Origin of the sequence: uncultured Catenibacterium sp. (assembly GCF_900540665.1) — a bacterium.
Taxonomy (GTDB): Bacteria; Bacillota_I; Bacilli_A; order Erysipelotrichales; family Coprobacillaceae; genus Catenibacterium.
This window is the reverse complement of record NZ_UQGV01000051.1, coordinates 1-17,438: the sequence shown is the minus strand read 5'-3', so window position 1 is coordinate 17,438 and position 17,438 is coordinate 1. Positions and strand designations below refer to the sequence as shown.

The following is a 17,438-nucleotide window of genomic DNA, read 5'->3' as shown; positions in this document are numbered from 1 at the left end:
GGCAGTCATTTCTGACTGCCCTTTACAAGTGGAAACCCCCAATAATTTAAAGCGATTTTTTTATTGACCCCCCCCTTAAAAATTAAAGGTTCGAAAATTCTCCTACTGTCATATTGACCACTTCACTTGTGTGATGCATGATATATTTCGCAATTTTCTTTTCTGAATCAAAGAAATGATCATAGGATGAATAGATTTCATCAATAACGTTCTTTGACATAATTTTCTCCTTTAATCTGTACGCAATGCTTTGACTGGATCCTCTTTAGCTGCTTTACGAGATGGAATCAAGCCACCTAGTAGTGTCAGACCGATACTTAATAATATAAGAATAATTGCACCACTTACTGGCAGCATCGCATTGATAGAGGTCTGGTTTGATACATTATGAATTATTATATTCGTAGGAATTAATAGAATCAAGGTAATACCAATACCCATGAGTCCTGATAATAAACCAACAATAAATGTCTCCGCATTAAATACCTGTGAAATATTATGTTTAGATGCTCCGATGGCACGTAGTATTCCAATTTCCTTCTTTCTTTCTAATACACTGATATATGTAATAACACCTATCATAATTGAAGAAACTACAAGTGAAATACCAACAAAAGCAATAAGCACATAACTGATAACATCCACAATGTCAGTGACTGAAGACATAAGCGTTCCTACAATATCTGTATAAGTAATCACTTTATCTTCATCTATCTTTTTCATCTTTTCATTATAATGGTCTAAATAATCAAGGACTGACTGCTTCTTTTCAAAATCCTGAGGATAGATACTAATACTACTTGGATCATCAAAGCTGCAATAACCAAATTTTTTCATATTATTATCATAGCTTGACTGTTCTGTATTCATCATTGATTTTAAAAGTTCAGTCATATCCGTACTATCTCTATTCATTTTAACGGCCTGTTTAAAGACATCCGGATTAAAAGTAAATGCCTGAGAAAGAGATGTGGCCATCTGTTTTGTGACAGTCTGCATGTAGCCTGACATAATTATATTTAATTGTACGTCAAGATGATTATCCTTGATAACTTTATTAATAAACTGATTGATGACCTGCTTAGAATCCTCTGAATTGAGATAGTTCGTCATACTATTCTGTAATCCTAGTGCAAATGAATTGATATCTTCTTTTGCATAATTACCAAAGTCATCCGCTACACTCTTCATAATCTTCTGCATCTGTTCTTCAGTGATCTTTATTTCACCATTTTCTTTAATTGCATCGTCGATGCCTTTCTTAATTATATCAGACGCTCTTTTTGATTGAAGATATTTTTGAACCACTTCTTTTAAGTTCCCTGCTTCTTTTAAAGGATGTTCCTTTAAATAATCGTTATAACGTGATGTAAGAGTGGCCATAAAAGCACTTGCATCTGTATCAGAAATATCAATCTTAATCTGGCTTAATACCCGTGACAAGTCCATTTGTGGCATGGATATATTCATCTTTCTTGTATCAAATTGAAATGCATTCTTTAGTGCATTATTGTCTACTTGAAACATAGAAGATAAATCAAATGACTTTTGAGACTGATCATTAAAAGATTGTCCAGTCATCACATTTATATTTTTATTTTCTAGCTGTGCTTTAACTATCTGGCTATTTCTAGCATCTTTAATAGTAGAAGAGACAAGTGAGTAAGGATAATAAATACCCATAGTAAGCATAGAAGCATTTGTAGATTCTTTAGGCTGTACAACACCAACAATCTTTAAATCACTGCCATTTTGTACAAGTGAGTTGATATAGTTTGTATCATTACTTTTATCTTTATATATCTTATATGTATCATCATATTGATAATAAGAGAATGCGTTAACTACTTTAAAAGTAATACCTAATAGATCCTTATAACGATAGCCTTGTTTACCTGAAGTGACTTTAACACTTTTCTCTTCATTAAAAGCCTGTAACATCTGATCTAATTGTGCTGGGTCTCTTAAACCTAATGTATACAGCATAAAATCACTGATTCCACCTTTTTTAGAAAGAACCAAAACACACTCATTTTTACTTTTAGGCCAGTGACCTGCTTTTACATCATATTGATCATCGTATAAAGATGCATGAGATGGAAGAGAATAGAAAACATTCGTATTCATCATACTACTCATCATAGAATTACTGCCTGTTCCCATTCCAATCTTCTTCATAGTTGCATCAGGGTTCACCTGTCTTATACCATATTGGTCATTTGTATAGATCTGTGGTGAGATACCATAATCATATTCTACAGCACGGGCGTATTGATTGATTTCTTTATGTTCTTCAATATAAGATTTTAAGTTCTTTAAATCATTAGAACCAATCTTAGAGAACATATTCTCCATCATATCCACAACTTTAACTTCACTGTAGTTTTTCTTCACAGGTTCACCCATCATCGCACTCATATCAATTCCTGTAGATTGAATAGAGAGCGGATATTCTGATAATGTCTCTTTTTCAATGGATGAAATATAAGCATTCACACCGGTAGAAATAGAAAGAATAAGCGCAATCCCAATAATACCAATAGAACCAGCAAATGATGTGAGTATTGTACGCGCTTTTTTTGTCTTAAGATTATTAAAGCTAAGCATTAATGCGGTTAGGAAGTTCATAGATGTCTTTCCAAGATTTTTATGAACGGGTTTTTCTTCTTTAAAAGATACTGGATTAGAATCAGAGACTATCACACCATCCTTAAGATTTACAATACGATTCGCATACATATGTGCAAGTTCCGGGTTATGAGTAACCATGACTACAAGTTTTTCTTTAGCTACCTGTTTCAATAAATCCATAACCTGAATACTCGTTTCACTATCGAGTGCGCCTGTAGGTTCATCAGCAAGTAAAATATCCGGATCATTCACTAAAGCACGCGCAATAGCTACTCTTTGCATCTGCCCACCTGATAACTGATGGGGAAGCTTATGAGACTGTTCTCCAAGTCCTACCTGAGTCAGTGCCTTTTTGGCACGACGTGTTCTTTCTTCTCTAGAAACACCTGAAATTGTTAGGGCGAGTTCTACATTCGCAAGAATTGTCTGATGCGGAATCAGATTATAACTTTGGAAAATAAAGCCTATTGTATGATTACGATAAGAATCCCAATCCTTATCCTTATATTGTTTTGTGGAAATACCATTGATGATAAGATCTCCTGAATCATATTGATCTAAGCCGCCAATCACATTTAATAAAGTTGTTTTTCCTGAACCAGATGGTCCTAATATTGCAACAAATTCATTATCTCTTAAACACAGAGAGACATGATTAAGAGCTGTCTGAGTGAGTTCACCTGTATGATATTGTTTGCATACATCCTTAATTGTAAGCATTATTCTCAACCCCTTTTTTTCTATCATAACATAATATATTATGTGTAAAAACAAAGATGTTTCACTAAATTTTCACATATTTTAAATAAGCACCTAATTCAAGGAGTTGTCGAAGGGATACATAACGCATTTTATTTTATAAATATATATAATAGTTATAGAGGTGAGAATTATGAGATCATATTTATATGTTTATAAAATAAAAAAAGAAGAATCAAATGATATCTTCCTAAGAATATGTCATTCTATAGAAAATAAGCTTCATCCTTCTTTTATTGATCAACTGATTGTAGATTTTGATAATTCACGTGTACAACGTTATATGTTTCCTAATAATCGTATTTTACTTTACGATGATATACAATCAGATTATATTGTGATACAAACTGATCAGCCCGACGTCCTTTCTAATTTAAGGGAATAAATAATACGTCATTGCGACCACCACAGATCATACCTAGCTTTGCACCTTCTTTATTGCTTAATTCATAGCGATGAGAACGAATGCCATCTTCATTTCTTGCATCAAGTATTGCCTGGTATTCAACACGTCCACCACCAATTGTTTCAATGATTTTTTCATCTGTGACAAGCATCATGCTTCCTACACCGCGAGGGGCAGATCCTTCTTTAGATGTAATGATACAAAGAGTGCCTTTTTCTTTTGTATGATACAAATCATTTGTCATCGTAGAAAATTGATGGGTATTTTTAACTTGAATGATTTCAGCCATAATACTTATCGCAATTTCTGCAGGTGTTTGTGAATTGATTGGAAGACCAATAGGTGCATGAACCTGTTTTAATAGATTCTCATCATAGCCTTCTTGTATTAAGGCATCCATAGTCTTTTTCACTTTGCCTTTGCTTCCAATCATGCCTATATAAAGTGCTTTTTGATCAAGAACTTTTTTCAGGCAGACCTTATCATCCTTATGCCCTCTTGTCACAATAACATAACATGTATTGTCTTCTTCAGGGAAATAGTGATTTGCTTCTTCATAGTTGACACAGTGAACTTCCTGAGCCTTTGTAAAGATAGCTGGGTTCGCAAATTCTTCACGATTATCAATGACTATTGTATAAAAATCTAATAGATGCGCTGTTTTTTCAACATACTGTGAAACATGTCCTGCACCTAGTAATACTAATTTTGGCTGGGGCGTGAACCAGTCTTTTTGTATACATGTCACATCTACGTTATGTTCTATTAAGGAAGCCAAAGCTCTTTGATAAAGCCCTTCTGGCTGTTTGACTTCTATGACTGCATCAGGATATCTCTTCAAATAATATCTCACAAGCTGCTGAATAAGTGCACCATCTACTATTTTCTCTGGATCAAGATGTAATAATTCATAACGATGAACCACATCCTTCACACGTTTTCCTAAGCCTTTCATAGATGTAATCAAAATAATTTGATCTGTATCTTCATCTATGACAGGTTCATAGTCTGCAGGTACCTTTAAAGGCATACCCCTAGAGCCATCTGCTTCAATCAATACAACATCCACTTCTTTTTTTAGTTGGTTGAGTAAATCATGATCGAGCGCCTTGATTTTCTTTTCATCAAAACGATTTCCAGCAAAGGCATAGCCTTTGTTTTTTATTTCTTCCTGAATTTCTTTATACGTTGGATCAACTAAAGTATCTTCTTCTATACGCATATGTGTAGAAGTAGTCATGAGAACTGTTTTTCCTTCTTCCTTATACTTAAGAAGCAGTTCCTTCATACGTGTTGTTTTTCCACCTGACCCAATAATACTAATGATCATTCCTCACTCACCTGCCTTAAGACATCAATGACAGTATTGATTTCTTCCATACTATTCATAAATGATAAGCTGAAGCGTACAATACCTCTTTCTACTGTATTAAGATGTGTATGCATCAGTGGTGCACAATGAGCACCACAGCGTGTAATAATATCATATTTATAACTTAAGACATCACTGATCTTAGATGAATCATAATTTTTAAGATTAAAGGCAATGATAGGTGTATGGCTACAGGTATCATAATCACAATAGAATGTGATTCCTGGAATACGTTTCATACCCTCATATAAAGCATCAAAAAGCTGTTTTTCTTTTTCTTCTATCTCTTTTTGATGTTCTAACAAATAAGTCATGCCTGCATTTAAAGAGGCAATACCTGGTATGTTCAATGTGCCTGCTTCCAAATGTTCAGGATAACTATCAGGCTGTTTTTTATTAAAGGAATCTATTCCTGTTCCACCTGTCTTAAGTGGGTGGATGAATACATCTGTATTAACACAGATTCCTCCTACCCCGCTCATTCCAAGTAATGCTTTATGACCACTAAAAGTAAGCAGGTCAATATGAGATTTCTGCATATCAATAGATATATGACCTGCACTTTGTGCACTATCCACCACAAATAGGATGTGATGTTCATAGGCCAACTGACCAATGGCATCTATATCATAGAGTTCACCTGTTACATTAGAGCTATGCGTCATAACAATCATCTTTGTGTCTTCTCTTATTTCTTTAAGAATATCTTCCTTATAAGGTGCTGTAACAGTTAAATCAACACCTATTTGACGAAGTGGTCTTAAGACAGAATTATGTTCCGCATAAGTCGTAATGACATGATCATCCTTTGATAAGATTCCTTTTAAACACGTATTCAAACTTTCTGTATTACCACTATTGAAAATAACATGATCAAAAGAAGGAAGATTGAAATAATCCGCAATAAGCTTACGTGTAGAATATAAAAGACGATCTGTCTTAAAAGCACCTGTACTTCTTTGGGCATTCATATGATGCTCAAGTGCATCCATCACTGCCTGTTTGACAGAAGGTAGCTTAGGAAAACTAGTTGCCCCTTGATCAAGATAAATCATGCTGACCTCTTAAATAGAAGATTGCTTCTAATACACCACCTGCAATACATCTTGCTTTATCTGAAATAGTGAAGCAGTTCTCATATTCATCTAAACGAGGATCAATATCTGCCATCTTGAATCCCTTTGTGACATAATAACCTTCTCGAATCAAACCTCTTAGTAAGCCTGACATAGAAGCATATACAGGATGCTGTCCTTCCTCATTTTCTATATAAGCAAGTACGTCTCCTTTTTCAACTGTATCTGTAATCTTCTTAACCTGATGAAGAGTGCCTTCTACTTCTGCATGAATGACACGTTCTTTTCCATAACCCTTAATAAGTCCTGGAATCCCTGTGTTTTTCATTGCTGGTCCTTTTTCAATCAAGCGACCTAAACGATGACCTCGCATTGTTTCAATCACAATATCTACATCTTCTCCTGCATTAAATCCAGGACCTAATCCTATCGTAATAGGTGCCATATTTCTTGAAGTACCCATATTCTTTTTCGCAAGGATCGCATCAATCACAATTTCTGGCTTTAAGATATCAATAGAACGACCTTCAGGATCTACCATCATCGCAATCTTATTCTCTTTAAATACAGACGCTAATTCATCAAGTGAATGAATCAGTACACATTCAATACCCTCGACTTCTTTACAACCTTCATACACCGCTTCACAGTAAGCAACATTACGTCTAATCGCACTTGGATGGGCAATCTCTAATACAAGTACATAAAAACCACAGCGAGCAAGCTTATAAATAGTGCCAGTCGCAATATCACCGCCACCTCTTACTACTACAAGATTATTCATATTAGTTAGGCTTGATGACTTTTTCAGCCTTTTCCATTCTTTCTACAATATCATACATATTAGTAATACTGCCCACTTTTAAATCATCTTTTAACTTAAAGAAATCAAGACATGTTCCACAGTTCACAATTTCAACACCTTCAGATTCTAAGAATAATAAATCATTCAGTGTATCACTTTCCTGTGTAGTAATCTTTACACCTTCATTATAGAAAAGAATTGTTTCTGGGAATGCATCCTGCTTAGTAAGCGCAAAGATGAAAGATTTCATTAAGATTTTACCTAATTTCTTGTCACTTCCTAAACTATCACTGCTTAGTACGACAATCTGTCCTTTCAAGATATTGTCAGCCTTCTTTTCTTCTACAACCTGTTCACCTGAACTGATGACTACATGATAATCTTCATTCACTTTATTGCTTACTGCATCATACCCCTTTACTTTCGCAAACTTCTTTAAGTTTTCTACAGCTGTTTCATTATCTACTACGACTTCTACAGTTTCACTACTTTCCTTTAATAATTCCTTAGTTTTAACTACTGGTAATGGACATTCTAATCCTCTGGCATCTAACTTTCTCATTTCTACTCTCCTACATATATACTTTTATCTTTTAAATCAACAACTTCTCCAATGATATAACATTCTCTTCCTGCTTCTTTAAAGGCATTCATTATATCATCTAAATCCTCTTTAGCGACACTTGCAAGTAATCCCCCACTTGTCTGAGGATCATACATAATTTCTTCTAAGAAGAAGTTTTCTTTCTCAAAAACAACTTCTTTTTCTACACTATTTCTATTTGTCTGGGCAGCACCACTTAAATAGAATTCTTCTACATAGTAAGGACAATCTCTAAAATAAGGAATATTATTCCCATAAAGTATTGCACTCTTTTTATGATCTAACATCTCATTTAAATGAACCATTAAACCAAAACCTGTGACATCTGTAAGTGCATGAACATCATATGGTTTAAGTAGTTCTGCAGCATACTTATTAAGTGTTGTCATACTCTTAAAAACAACATCTAATACTTCTGGCGCCGCATCTTTCATACGCATCGCATTGAGTGTCATACCCACGCCTAATTTCTTAGTAAGTATAAGTACATCTCCAGCCTGGGCATTATTGTTTGTCTTAATAGAATCAACATCCACAATACCAGTCACGCTTAAGCCATACTTAATAGATGTGTCTCTAATAGAATGCCCTCCAGATAGTGTTACATGAGCTTCTTTTAACTTATCATTCCCGCCTTCAATAATCCTTCCTAGTATATTTAAATCTTCTTCATCTGGGAAACAGACAATATTTAAAGCAGTTCTAGGCACACCACCCATAGCATAGACATCACTTAATGCATTGGTGGCTGCAATCTGACCATAAAGATAAGGATCTTCTACCATTGGAGGAAAGAAATCCAATGTAGAGACAATTCCCTTATCTTCAGTAATCTTTAATACAGATGCATCATCATGACTATCAAAGCCTACTAACAAGTCAGGGTCTTCATACTTATCAATCTTTTCAAGGATGCGAGACAGCTTCTTTGCGCCAAGCTTTGCGCTGCATCCTCCACCCTGACAGTAAATCTTCTCACTCATTAGAATATCACCTCTTTCATATAAGCATATTGTACACGTTCTTCTTCTAAGAATCTATGCCATTTATCTTGGTCTAGTTCTAAAGAGGCAAAACAGAGTCCACATCCTGCTTCTATTTCTCTTGGAAGAGGAATCAGCCTTCCCTGCATCTTATTTTTTGCCTTATACTCTAAGTCTAGTGCATGGCTTGTAGAATCAAATGCAATAATCAAATATTTATCTTTCTTCATTAAATAGTTCTTGAAATGTTTCTTCTGCGAAGTCTTTCATTCTTTTCTGGAATTCATCATATTTCTTTAATAATGTCTTCCCTTCTTCACTTAGAACACTTCCTCCTCCATTACTTCCTCCAGATACACGCTCTAATAGCTTCATATCTAGATCTTCTTCAGCTCTTTTTAAGATTTTCCATGCTTTAGAATGGGACATCCCCATAACCTCACAGGCCTTACTTAAAGAGCCATACTCATCACATAAATGCAGTAATTGTGAGACACCTTTTCCAAAACAGGGTTCCTCATTAAAAAATCTGACTCTAAAATCGAATTTTTCAGGATTATGATATGTCATCCTACCAACCCTTTCCAAAACCACAATTTGGGAATGTGCATTGTGGACAATTTAAACATAAACCACCCTCACCAAGCATTGCAAGTTCATCAGCAGTGATTGGATCATTGGCTACAAGTCGAGGAAGTACTAAATCAAAGACTGTTCTTTTTGCATACATCACACATCCCGGTAAACCAACAATTGGTGTATCTCCCTTATATGACAATAAGAACATCGCACCTGGTAAAACAGGTGAACCATAGCTAATAATATGAGCACCTGTGTTCTTAATTGCGAGTGGTGTCTTATCATCTGGATCAACGCTCATACCACCAGTACAGATCACCATATCTACATTTGTATCAAGTGCTTCAGAAATTGCATGAGTGACCATATCTGGATCATCTAAACATAGTTTATGGAATACGACTTCTACATTGTATTCTTTTAATTTATCGATAATAACAGGAGTAAATGTATCCTTGATACGTCCCTTATAGACTTCACTTCCTGTAGTGATAATGGCTGCTTTCTTGAATACAAAAGGTTTTACTTCTAGAATAGGTGTCTTCGTGATTTTTGATGCTTCTTCCATCTTTTCCTTTTTTATAACTAGTGGAATAATACGCATACCTGCTAGATGATCACCTGAATGAACAACTGTATTTCCGTTTCTTGTCGCAATCATCATTTCACCCATACGATTCACTTCTAATAACTTTTCTCTATTCACTTTAAATAAGCCATCAATGGTGCTGATTAATTCTATTTTACCTTCTTTAATTTCTGTTGTAGACATATGATCATTTATACAAAGCTTGCATAATACTTCTGCTGCTTCATTTTCATGCATCATTGTCTCATCATTTTCCCATACATAGAGGTTTTCTTTTCCTAAAGACAACAATACAGGAATATCTTCTTCTTTTACGATATGACCTTTTCTAAAACGTGCGCCTTTTCTTAAACCTCTCACTATTTCAGTAATATCATGACATAATACTGCCCCTACTGCATCTTCTGTCTTGATTTGTTTCATGATTTGTCCTCCTAAGTTAAAGTTTATTTCCTATTATTTAATGTGTCAATAGATAAAAAGGAGGGAATCCCCTCCTCTACACTACTTACAAATAGCAAAACCACTCTTCTTGAATGTTTCTTTAGATTCCTTAGTTTCTAAAAACTTAATTAAGTTATTGGCCTCTTCTTGATGTTTCGTTTTAGTTACACGTCCTACTGGATAAATAACTGGTGTATCTAATAGGGTGTTGTTGACCTTTTCAAGTACTGTTACTTTAGAACTGCTAGCTGCATCAGTAGAATAAACAAGACCTACTTCAGCACTTCCGCTTTCTACCCAACTTAACACTTCAGTGACATTGCCACCTAATGAAATCTTATTTTGGATGGCATCCCATGTGTTTGCCTTAGTAAGTGCAATTTTTGCGTACTGACCTGCTGGTACAACTTCAGGATCACCTACCGCAATCATCTTTGCATCAGTAATGTTGGAAATACCTTTTACAGCAGTTTTTGTATCTTTACCTTTGATTAATACAAGTTTATTTTCTAATAAATTGACAACACTCTTAGAATCCACGAGTTTTTCATCAACTAAACTATCCATCTGCTTAATCGCTGCACTAAAGAATACGTCTACATCTAATCCCTGTTCAATCTGAATCTGTAATTTACCGCTGCTGTCATAAACGCCCTTGACTAAAACATTTGGATATTGTTTTTCAAAAAGAGGAATAAGTGTTTCTTCAAACGTCTTTTCTAGGCTTGCGGCTGCCGCAATAGTAATAGTAACTTTCTTTTCAGTCTTCTTTTCTTCCTGTCCGCATCCAGCCAAACCGAATACGAGTGCAAAAGCACATAAGATACTAACTATTTTTTTCATCGATTCTTTCTCCTCTTTTAATTATATACTTATCATGACTCAAAGCTTTGATTTCATCTCTGTTATGAGATACAAAGACAACCGGACGATGATAAGCATCTAGTTTAGTCTTCATCTCTTTTAAGAGTTCTCCTTTTAAATCTTCATCCAAAGCACTGAATGGTTCATCTAAAAGAATCGCTTCAGCGTTATATATAAGAAGTCGTGCAAGTGCAATACGCTGTTTCTGTCCTCCTGACAGCTGTCTTGGATAACGCTTTTCTAATCCTTCTATATGTATTTCCTTCATCATCTGCATGACTGAATCATGAATTGTGGTTTTATCAAGTCTGCGGGCCACAAGTGGTGCTGCAATGTTGTCATATACTGTCATATTTGGAAATAATGCATAATTCTGAAACATATAACCAATATTTCTTTCTTGAGGCGTTAAGTTAATATGTTTCTCTGAATCATAAAGCACTCTTCCATCTAAGACAATTCTTCCTGAATCAGGTGTTTCTATTCCTGCAATACACTTAAGTGTCATGCTCTTTCCACTGCCACTTGGTCCCATCACGCCTAAACATATTTCATCAATCTTAAAATGAACATCTAAGTCAAACTCACTTAGCTTCTTATATAGATCTACCTCTAAATACATACTAATAGCCTCTCTTTTTCTTGACCCATAACTGATAAATATTCAGCAAAATCACAGCCGTAAAGCATATCGCAATAATGACTGTCACATAGATGGATGCACTATGCATATCGCTGCTGACAACTTCACTATAAACAGCCAAAGGAAGAGTACGTGTTTTTCCAACAATATTACCTGCAAGCATGGCAGTGGCACCAAATTCTCCCAAACCTCTCGCAAATGATAATACACCACCACTGATAATACCAGGCAAGGCATTAGGTACGAGCACCTTGAAAAAGATACTTGTTTCACTCATACCAAGTGTTCTTGCAGCATCTACAAGATCTTTGTCAACCTGTTCTAGAGCACCTCTTGCTGAACGATACATGATTGGAAAAGAGATCACCACTGCTGCAATCACCGTCGCACTAAAGCTAAAGGCGATACGCATGCCTAATACATTTAAGAAAAATGAACCAATAGGCTGATTGACACCAAATATCAACAACAGGAAAAAGCCCATGACAGTTGGTGGTAAGACTAATGGAAGTGTAAATATGCCATCAAAAAGTAATTGAACCACTTTATTTTTAAGTGTCATCATCCATCTGGCTGCAAAGAGTCCTAAAAAGAATGTGATAAATATAGAAAAAGCAGCACATTTAAATGAAATCCATATAGGTGAATAATCAATCATCACTTCTTGCACAATCGTGTGCATCTCCTTTTAAGATTTCTAAGCCATGATGAAGAGGTTCAATAATAATATCCAAGCTCTCCTTCACTGCCTTCACACTTCCTGGAAGATTAATAATGAGTGTATGGTTTCTAATGACACTCACACCACGAGATAACATTGCACGATTCGTATATTTCATAGATTCATAACGAATGGCTTCAGAAATACCTGGTACAAGTCGTGTGGCAACTTTTAAAGTCGCTTCAGGTGTGACATCTCTTTGTGATAAACCTGTACCACCTGTAGTGAGTATTAAATCATTCTCACAACGATCACTTAGGTTAATAAGCGCCTGCTCAATCATCTTCTGATTATCTGGAAGGATATCTAAAGAAGTGACATGATAGCCTCTTTCTTCCATATATTCCTTAATATAAGGTCCACTTTCATCCTCTCTTTGTCCCTGACTGCCTTTATCGGATAAGGTCAGTATTGCGACACGTAGGCGTGAATCTGTAGGTGGTGTATAACTTACTTCATCACCGCAATGAATGATACCGCCATGAATAACTTTGGCAAAAATACCAAGTCGAGGCATAATACATTCACCTACCTGATGATAAATACGACAATGTGCATGACAACTTTTACCTCTCTGTGTGATTTCTAAATCTACTTCACCAATATGTACATGGCTTCCTACAACAAGTTCATTAAAATCAATACCAGAAATAAGAAGATTTTCACCAAAAGCACCATCTTCTACGTCTCCACCACGTCTTTTAAAATCTTCTCTTTCTTCATAAGGTAATAAGCTCACTTGACGATGCCACTTGCCTGCATGGGCATCATGTTCTAAGCCGAAATCTTCTATTATCTTAGTTTCTTGTATAGGTTTCTTTTCAGTTCCCTTCTTTTCACTAATACAAATTGCTTCTACTTTTCCTGCCAATTGAATTCACCGCTCTTCCCGCCTGTTTTCTTTACTAAATGTATATCTTTAATTTCCATTTCTTTACTGATTGCCTTGCACATATCATAAATAGTAAGCAGTGTAACACTTACAGCATGGAGTGCTTCCATTTCCACACCTGTTTTTCCTTTACATTTCACTGTTGCGTAGGCATCAATCTGATTATTTTCTTCATCTATTTCAAAATCAACAGTAACATTGGTAATCATCAATATATGACAAAGAGGAATCATATCGCTTGTCTTTTTCGAAGCCATAATACCCGCAATTCTTGCGACACCAAGAACATCCCCTTTTTCTACTGTATTATTTTTAATATGCTCAATAATCTCATGATTGACTTGAATTGTACCTCTTGCACAAGCTGTTCTTTTTGTAATTTCTTTATCAGATACATCTACCATAATGGCGTTTCCATCTTCATCAAAATGTGTAAATCCCATATTACCCTCCTATTTGATTCATTACAGTACCACTTTGTTCATCTTCGAAATGGTGCTGTTCTGGTTTCATATAAATAGCATTTCTCATCACTTCTTCTAGTTTGATTTCATCACTTATATAAGACTTTAATGCGATACTATTCTTATGAAATAAACATAACTTTAATTGTCCTGTACTAGACAAACGCACACGATTGCATTCATGACAAAACTTATGATGTAAAGCTTCAATAAAGCCAATGACACAATTCATATTCTTTATTCTTATATAATGTGCCGGACCATTGCCTAATCTTTCATTTATTTCTTCTATATCATAATGTGATAAGAAATATGACTGCACTTCTTCTATTCTATTTTCCCTTTTATTTTCACCTAATGGCATGAGTTCAATAAAACGAAGACTTACTGGTAGATCCTTACAGAAATCAATCAGACTTTCTAAATCACTTTGTGTAAAAAGTGGTCCTACGACTGTATTGATTTTTATATTGAGTCCAATAGAAACCCCATATAGAAGATTTTTTAATACTTCATCCAATGTATCCTGCCCACATATTGCAGCATATTTCTTTGAATCAAGAGTATCTATAGAGAAATTGATACCATCAATCCCAATATCCTTTAATTCATCCAAGGTAAGTGCATCTAGTAATAAGCCATTAGTTGTAAGAGTCACCTGTCTCACGCCATCTAGTTGTTTAAGCTGTCTTAAAAATGACAGATATCCTTTTCTTACAGTCAGTTCTCCACCAGTCACCTTAAAGTTCACTATGCCTAGTTTAACTGCCACCTTGCATATATCTAGTACATGTTCATAGCGTAAAATATCATTATGTGAAAGAAATTTGAATTGGCTTGGATTACAATAGCTACAATGATAGTTACATCTATCAGTAATTGATATTCTCATATAATCAATAGTACGGTTATAACGATCCTTCATACAAGCCCCTTTCCGTTATTCTCAAGTGAGAATAACGCCATACATAGTGTACAACGTTGCATTAGTAAATACAATGATTTTAGAAAACTAATAAGAAATATCTCTTTGTTGACTTGTCTCAAACGCAATAGCGTATTAGAATAGTACCTATATTACTAAACAAGTGGAGGATAACGTATGAATTTCGTAAAAGATAGCGTAAATCAGCAGCCAATAGTAGATACAGTATTTACTATTGTTGCGAAAGCAAAGGAAGCGAAAGAAAAGTATGGAGCTGATCAGGTTGTAGATGCAACAATCGGTTCTTTATATAATGAAGAAGGTCAGCTTGTAGCATTGGATAGTGTTTTCAGTTCTTTAAAGAGTCTTGATAATAAAGTTCTTGCAAAGTATGCAGCAAGCTTTACTGGTAACCCTACATTTAGACAAAAGGCTTATGATTGGGTATTAGATGGTAATAGCCATCTTGAACATGAAGTAGTTGCTACTCCTGGAGGAACTGGCGCTGTTTCAATGACTATCCAGGAATGTTTAGATGAAGGACAGACTGTCATCCTACCTGAGATTGCATGGGGAAGTTATGCATTAATGGCTCAGATGCACAATCTTGAAATGGCTAAGTATTCTTTATTTGAAGGAGATCATTTCAATATTGCATCTTTCAAGGAAACATGTCTTGAAACAATGAAGAAACAGAACAAGTTAGTGATTGTCATCAATGACCCTTGTCATAACCCTACAGGTTATTCTTTAACTCATGAAGAATGGGATGAAGTGATTACTTTCTTAAATGAATGCAGTAAGACTCATGCTGTTGTATTATTAAATGATATTGCCTACATTGATTTCTCAAGCCGTCAGAAGGAAGCAAAGACTTATTTTGGTCAGTTTGACAAGATCAGTGATAACGTGATTGTGGTTGTTTCATTCTCATTATCTAAGTCAATGACAAGTTATGGTTTAAGATGTGGTGCAGCAATCATCTTAGGTCAGAAGAAAGAATCAGTTAATCAGGTAAAGATCGTATTTGAAAAGAATGCTCGTGCGACTTGGTCAAATATCAACAATGGTGCAATGGAAACATTTGTAGATGTATTAGACAATCATGGTGAAGAATATGATCAGGAAAGATTAAAATATGTTCACTTATTAAAAGAAAGAGGAGATATCTTTACAACTGAGGCAGATAAAGTAGGATTAAAGTATTACCCATATAAAGAAGGTTTCTTTGTTACACTTGCCATGGATAATGAAACTCGTGATAAGTATCATGAAGCTTTAATGGCAAATAATATCTTTACTGTAAAGGTAAATTTTGGTATTCGTGTCGCTATCTGTTCATTATCAGTAGAAAAGACTAAAGGTCTAGCAAAGAAAATGAAGGATATCTTAGATACAATTCAGTAAAGCAAAAGGATTGAGTCAACAAAATGACTCAATCATTTTTATTTGTTTTAACCAACAGTTTTATTGTAAAATTCATCAGAATTCAATGTATTCTCATAGTTGATAGCACATAAAGATGTAAAGAATAAATCAAAGATAAACTTAGTAGAAATACTGAAAATAACATCTCGTAATTTCACCAATGTCTCATTGCTTTCTGCCTTGATTGTATATGTGACACATTTAGAGATTGGTCCTTTATCATCTGGTGTAATAGCAATAGTTGTAATACCTCTACGACATAATATACGTGCATTATCCAGAATATGTCGTTTAAAGCCAGTTTTAGTGACCAAGATAACAACATGAGTGGAAGGAACACTCAGACTAGCATGTACCTGTAAGTCCTGATTTTCATAAACATGAATTGGTTTACCAATTGGCATCAAAATATGTTCCGCATAATGCGCAATATCTGCGTTCATATCTGTCGCAATAATATCTATCGCATCACATTTATTTAATACATCAATAATTTCATCATATTGTGCAAGTGATATATTATTTTTTGTGCGAGCGATTACATTATCATAAAGCTGCGCTGTTTTATTAATGCATTCAAGTCCACTATCATTTTTGTCAAGTTCTACTTTAGGCATATGCATATCACGTAGTTTTAATACAATATCAAACTTAAAGTCATTAAAATTGGCATAGCCGAACTTTCTAGAGAGCCTCAATATAGATGTTGGATTAGAATAAGTCAAACGTGCTAATTCTCTTGACGTCATATAAGGCACCTGATCTAAATGTTCGATAATATACTGACAGATAGATTTTTCAGCATCACTAAGTTTTGTATTTAATTCAATACCTTTCTGAAGGTTCTCTCCAGATTCTATAAGTTCATCTAATAACATAACTTTTTCCTCCCTTATATGCATAAAAAGGCACTTCCCCGCCTAGAAAGTACCTAGAAATGATTGATTATTCAGTCTCAGACTGTTTTGCCTGATACTTTTCGTAAGCAATCAAGAATGGTGTATAGATCACAACAGATAATGCGATAACGATTAACTGTGATAATGCACCCATTGGGCTACCACCTGTAGCTAAGAATCCTAAGAATACTGGTGGCATTGTCCAAGGTACTTCAAGTACAATCTTAGGACAGAATCCACTAGTAACTAATAGATAACCTACAACAAGTGTAGCTACTGGAGCTAAGATAAATGGGATATCTAGGATTGGGTTCAATACTAGAGGGATACCAAATGTCATAGTTTCGTTGATGT

At 34.9% G+C, this 17,438-nt stretch carries 19 protein-coding genes and 1 pseudogene; 2 read left to right on the top strand and 18 right to left on the bottom strand.

Features of this window, described 5'->3' with window-relative positions; genetic code table 11:
• Positions 1-82: 82 nt before the first annotated feature.
• Together QZQ55_RS07530 and QZQ55_RS07525 are read right to left on the bottom strand one after the other, a co-directional pair.
• The gene (locus QZQ55_RS07530) at positions 83-220 is read right to left on the bottom strand and encodes a hypothetical protein (RefSeq protein WP_295091834.1); all 138 of its coding nucleotides are present in this window, start codon (positions 218-220) and stop codon (positions 83-85) included.
• Positions 221-231: 11 nt separating this feature from the next.
• Complete coding sequence (locus tag QZQ55_RS07525; RefSeq protein WP_295091831.1) at positions 232-3,351, bottom strand: ABC transporter ATP-binding protein/permease; 3,120 nt, start codon at positions 3,349-3,351, stop codon at positions 232-234.
• Positions 3,352-3,523: 172 nt separating this feature from the next.
• Between QZQ55_RS07525 and QZQ55_RS07520 the strand changes: the two genes are divergently transcribed.
• Positions 3,524-3,775 (top strand): hypothetical protein, encoded by a 252-nt coding sequence (locus tag QZQ55_RS07520; RefSeq protein WP_295091828.1) that lies wholly within the window; start codon positions 3,524-3,526, stop codon positions 3,773-3,775.
• Here QZQ55_RS07520 and yqeC read toward each other — a convergent pair.
• From yqeC to moaA, 14 genes are all read right to left on the bottom strand, one after another.
• The gene (gene yqeC / locus QZQ55_RS07515) at positions 3,759-5,126 is read right to left on the bottom strand and encodes a selenium cofactor biosynthesis protein YqeC (RefSeq protein ID WP_295091827.1); all 1,368 of its coding nucleotides are present in this window, start codon (positions 5,124-5,126) and stop codon (positions 3,759-3,761) included. The genes QZQ55_RS07520 and yqeC overlap by 17 nt on opposite strands.
• Positions 5,123-6,223, bottom strand: a complete 1,101-nt coding sequence (locus QZQ55_RS07510; RefSeq protein WP_295091824.1) for an aminotransferase class V-fold PLP-dependent enzyme — start codon at positions 6,221-6,223, stop codon at positions 5,123-5,125. The genes yqeC and QZQ55_RS07510 overlap by 4 nt, the downstream gene beginning before the upstream one ends.
• Positions 6,210-7,028, bottom strand: coding sequence for a selenium-dependent molybdenum cofactor biosynthesis protein YqeB (yqeB, locus tag QZQ55_RS07505; protein WP_295091821.1), 819 nt, complete (start codon positions 7,026-7,028; stop codon positions 6,210-6,212). The genes QZQ55_RS07510 and yqeB overlap by 14 nt, the downstream gene beginning before the upstream one ends.
• Position 7,029: 1 nt before the next feature.
• A complete protein-coding gene (gene yedF, locus QZQ55_RS07500; protein WP_295091818.1) occupies positions 7,030-7,611 on the bottom strand; it encodes a sulfurtransferase-like selenium metabolism protein YedF in 582 nt (193 codons plus the stop codon).
• Between the two features lie 2 nt (positions 7,612-7,613).
• Positions 7,614-8,636, bottom strand: coding sequence for a selenide, water dikinase SelD (selD, locus tag QZQ55_RS07495; RefSeq protein ID WP_295091815.1), 1,023 nt, complete (start codon positions 8,634-8,636; stop codon positions 7,614-7,616).
• A complete protein-coding gene (locus QZQ55_RS07490; protein ID WP_295091812.1) occupies positions 8,636-8,866 on the bottom strand; it encodes a DUF3343 domain-containing protein in 231 nt (76 codons plus the stop codon). The genes selD and QZQ55_RS07490 overlap by 1 nt, the downstream gene beginning before the upstream one ends.
• Complete coding sequence (locus tag QZQ55_RS07485) at positions 8,853-9,206, bottom strand: winged helix-turn-helix domain-containing protein (RefSeq protein ID WP_295091809.1); 354 nt, start codon at positions 9,204-9,206, stop codon at positions 8,853-8,855. The genes QZQ55_RS07490 and QZQ55_RS07485 overlap by 14 nt, the downstream gene beginning before the upstream one ends.
• Position 9,207: 1 nt before the next feature.
• Positions 9,208-10,227 carry a molybdopterin-binding protein gene (locus tag QZQ55_RS07480; protein WP_295091806.1) on the bottom strand — a complete coding sequence of 340 codons (1,020 nt, stop codon included), beginning with the start codon at positions 10,225-10,227 and terminating at the stop codon, positions 9,208-9,210.
• 81 nt (positions 10,228-10,308) lie between these two features.
• Entirely contained in the window at positions 10,309-11,091 is a 783-nt protein-coding gene (modA, locus tag QZQ55_RS07475) for a molybdate ABC transporter substrate-binding protein (RefSeq protein ID WP_295091803.1), read from the bottom strand.
• Positions 11,075-11,734 (bottom strand): sulfate/molybdate ABC transporter ATP-binding protein, encoded by a 660-nt coding sequence (locus QZQ55_RS07470; protein ID WP_295091801.1) that lies wholly within the window; start codon positions 11,732-11,734, stop codon positions 11,075-11,077. The genes modA and QZQ55_RS07470 overlap by 17 nt, the downstream gene beginning before the upstream one ends.
• Position 11,735: 1 nt before the next feature.
• On the bottom strand, positions 11,736-12,425 hold the full coding sequence (modB, locus tag QZQ55_RS07465; protein WP_295091798.1) for a molybdate ABC transporter permease subunit: 690 nt from the start codon (positions 12,423-12,425) through the stop codon (positions 11,736-11,738).
• A complete protein-coding gene (locus QZQ55_RS07460; protein ID WP_295091795.1) occupies positions 12,406-13,347 on the bottom strand; it encodes an MOSC domain-containing protein in 942 nt (313 codons plus the stop codon). Before QZQ55_RS07460 ends, modB begins: the two co-directional genes overlap by 20 nt.
• Positions 13,332-13,811, bottom strand: a complete 480-nt coding sequence (gene moaC, locus QZQ55_RS07455; protein WP_295091792.1) for a cyclic pyranopterin monophosphate synthase MoaC — start codon at positions 13,809-13,811, stop codon at positions 13,332-13,334. The genes QZQ55_RS07460 and moaC overlap by 16 nt, the downstream gene beginning before the upstream one ends.
• 1 nt (position 13,812) lies before the next feature.
• The gene (gene moaA / locus QZQ55_RS07450; RefSeq protein ID WP_295091789.1) at positions 13,813-14,757 is read right to left on the bottom strand and encodes a GTP 3',8-cyclase MoaA; all 945 of its coding nucleotides are present in this window, start codon (positions 14,755-14,757) and stop codon (positions 13,813-13,815) included.
• Positions 14,758-14,934: 177 nt separating this feature from the next.
• Between moaA and QZQ55_RS07445 the strand changes: the two genes are divergently transcribed.
• Positions 14,935-16,164 (top strand): aminotransferase class I/II-fold pyridoxal phosphate-dependent enzyme, encoded by a 1,230-nt coding sequence (locus tag QZQ55_RS07445; RefSeq protein WP_295091787.1) that lies wholly within the window; start codon positions 14,935-14,937, stop codon positions 16,162-16,164.
• A gap of 47 nt (positions 16,165-16,211) precedes the next feature.
• Here the strand turns inward: QZQ55_RS07445 and QZQ55_RS07440 are convergent, their stop codons facing one another.
• Together QZQ55_RS07440 and QZQ55_RS07435 are read right to left on the bottom strand one after the other, a co-directional pair.
• Positions 16,212-17,063 (bottom strand): MurR/RpiR family transcriptional regulator, encoded by an 852-nt coding sequence (locus QZQ55_RS07440; RefSeq protein ID WP_295091784.1) that lies wholly within the window; start codon positions 17,061-17,063, stop codon positions 16,212-16,214.
• Positions 17,064-17,130: 67 nt separating this feature from the next.
• Positions 17,131-17,438 (bottom strand): annotated as a pseudogene (locus tag QZQ55_RS07435) (PTS sugar transporter subunit IIC); the annotation flags it as partial.

What these genes read in the sequence shown, in the direction of transcription:
- modA (WP_295091803.1), bottom strand. Translation starts at nt 11,091, where the DNA reads ATGAAAAAAATAGTTAGTATCTTATGTGCTTTTGCACTCGTATTCGGT.
- QZQ55_RS07445 (WP_295091787.1), top strand. Translation starts at nt 14,935, where the DNA reads ATGAATTTCGTAAAAGATAGCGTAAATCAGCAGCCAATAGTAGATACA.
- moaA (WP_295091789.1), bottom strand. Translation starts at nt 14,757, where the DNA reads ATGAAGGATCGTTATAACCGTACTATTGATTATATGAGAATATCAATT.
- QZQ55_RS07530 (WP_295091834.1), bottom strand. Translation starts at nt 220, where the DNA reads ATGTCAAAGAACGTTATTGATGAAATCTATTCATCCTATGATCATTTC.
- QZQ55_RS07490 (WP_295091812.1), bottom strand. Translation starts at nt 8,866, where the DNA reads ATGAAGAAAGATAAATATTTGATTATTGCATTTGATTCTACAAGCCAT.
- QZQ55_RS07440 (WP_295091784.1), bottom strand. Translation starts at nt 17,063, where the DNA reads ATGTTATTAGATGAACTTATAGAATCTGGAGAGAACCTTCAGAAAGGT.
- QZQ55_RS07470 (WP_295091801.1), bottom strand. Translation starts at nt 11,734, where the DNA reads ATGTATTTAGAGGTAGATCTATATAAGAAGCTAAGTGAGTTTGACTTA.
- QZQ55_RS07485 (WP_295091809.1), bottom strand. Translation starts at nt 9,206, where the DNA reads ATGACATATCATAATCCTGAAAAATTCGATTTTAGAGTCAGATTTTTT.
- QZQ55_RS07525 (WP_295091831.1), bottom strand. Translation starts at nt 3,351, where the DNA reads ATGCTTACAATTAAGGATGTATGCAAACAATATCATACAGGTGAACTC.
- QZQ55_RS07520 (WP_295091828.1), top strand. Translation starts at nt 3,524, where the DNA reads ATGAGATCATATTTATATGTTTATAAAATAAAAAAAGAAGAATCAAAT.
- selD (WP_295091815.1), bottom strand. Translation starts at nt 8,636, where the DNA reads ATGAGTGAGAAGATTTACTGTCAGGGTGGAGGATGCAGCGCAAAGCTT.
- QZQ55_RS07510 (WP_295091824.1), bottom strand. Translation starts at nt 6,223, where the DNA reads ATGATTTATCTTGATCAAGGGGCAACTAGTTTTCCTAAGCTACCTTCT.
- yqeC (WP_295091827.1), bottom strand. Translation starts at nt 5,126, where the DNA reads ATGATCATTAGTATTATTGGGTCAGGTGGAAAAACAACACGTATGAAG.
- yedF (WP_295091818.1), bottom strand. Translation starts at nt 7,611, where the DNA reads ATGAGAAAGTTAGATGCCAGAGGATTAGAATGTCCATTACCAGTAGTT.
- QZQ55_RS07480 (WP_295091806.1), bottom strand. Translation starts at nt 10,227, where the DNA reads ATGAAACAAATCAAGACAGAAGATGCAGTAGGGGCAGTATTATGTCAT.
- yqeB (WP_295091821.1), bottom strand. Translation starts at nt 7,028, where the DNA reads ATGAATAATCTTGTAGTAGTAAGAGGTGGCGGTGATATTGCGACTGGC.
- moaC (WP_295091792.1), bottom strand. Translation starts at nt 13,811, where the DNA reads ATGGGATTTACACATTTTGATGAAGATGGAAACGCCATTATGGTAGAT.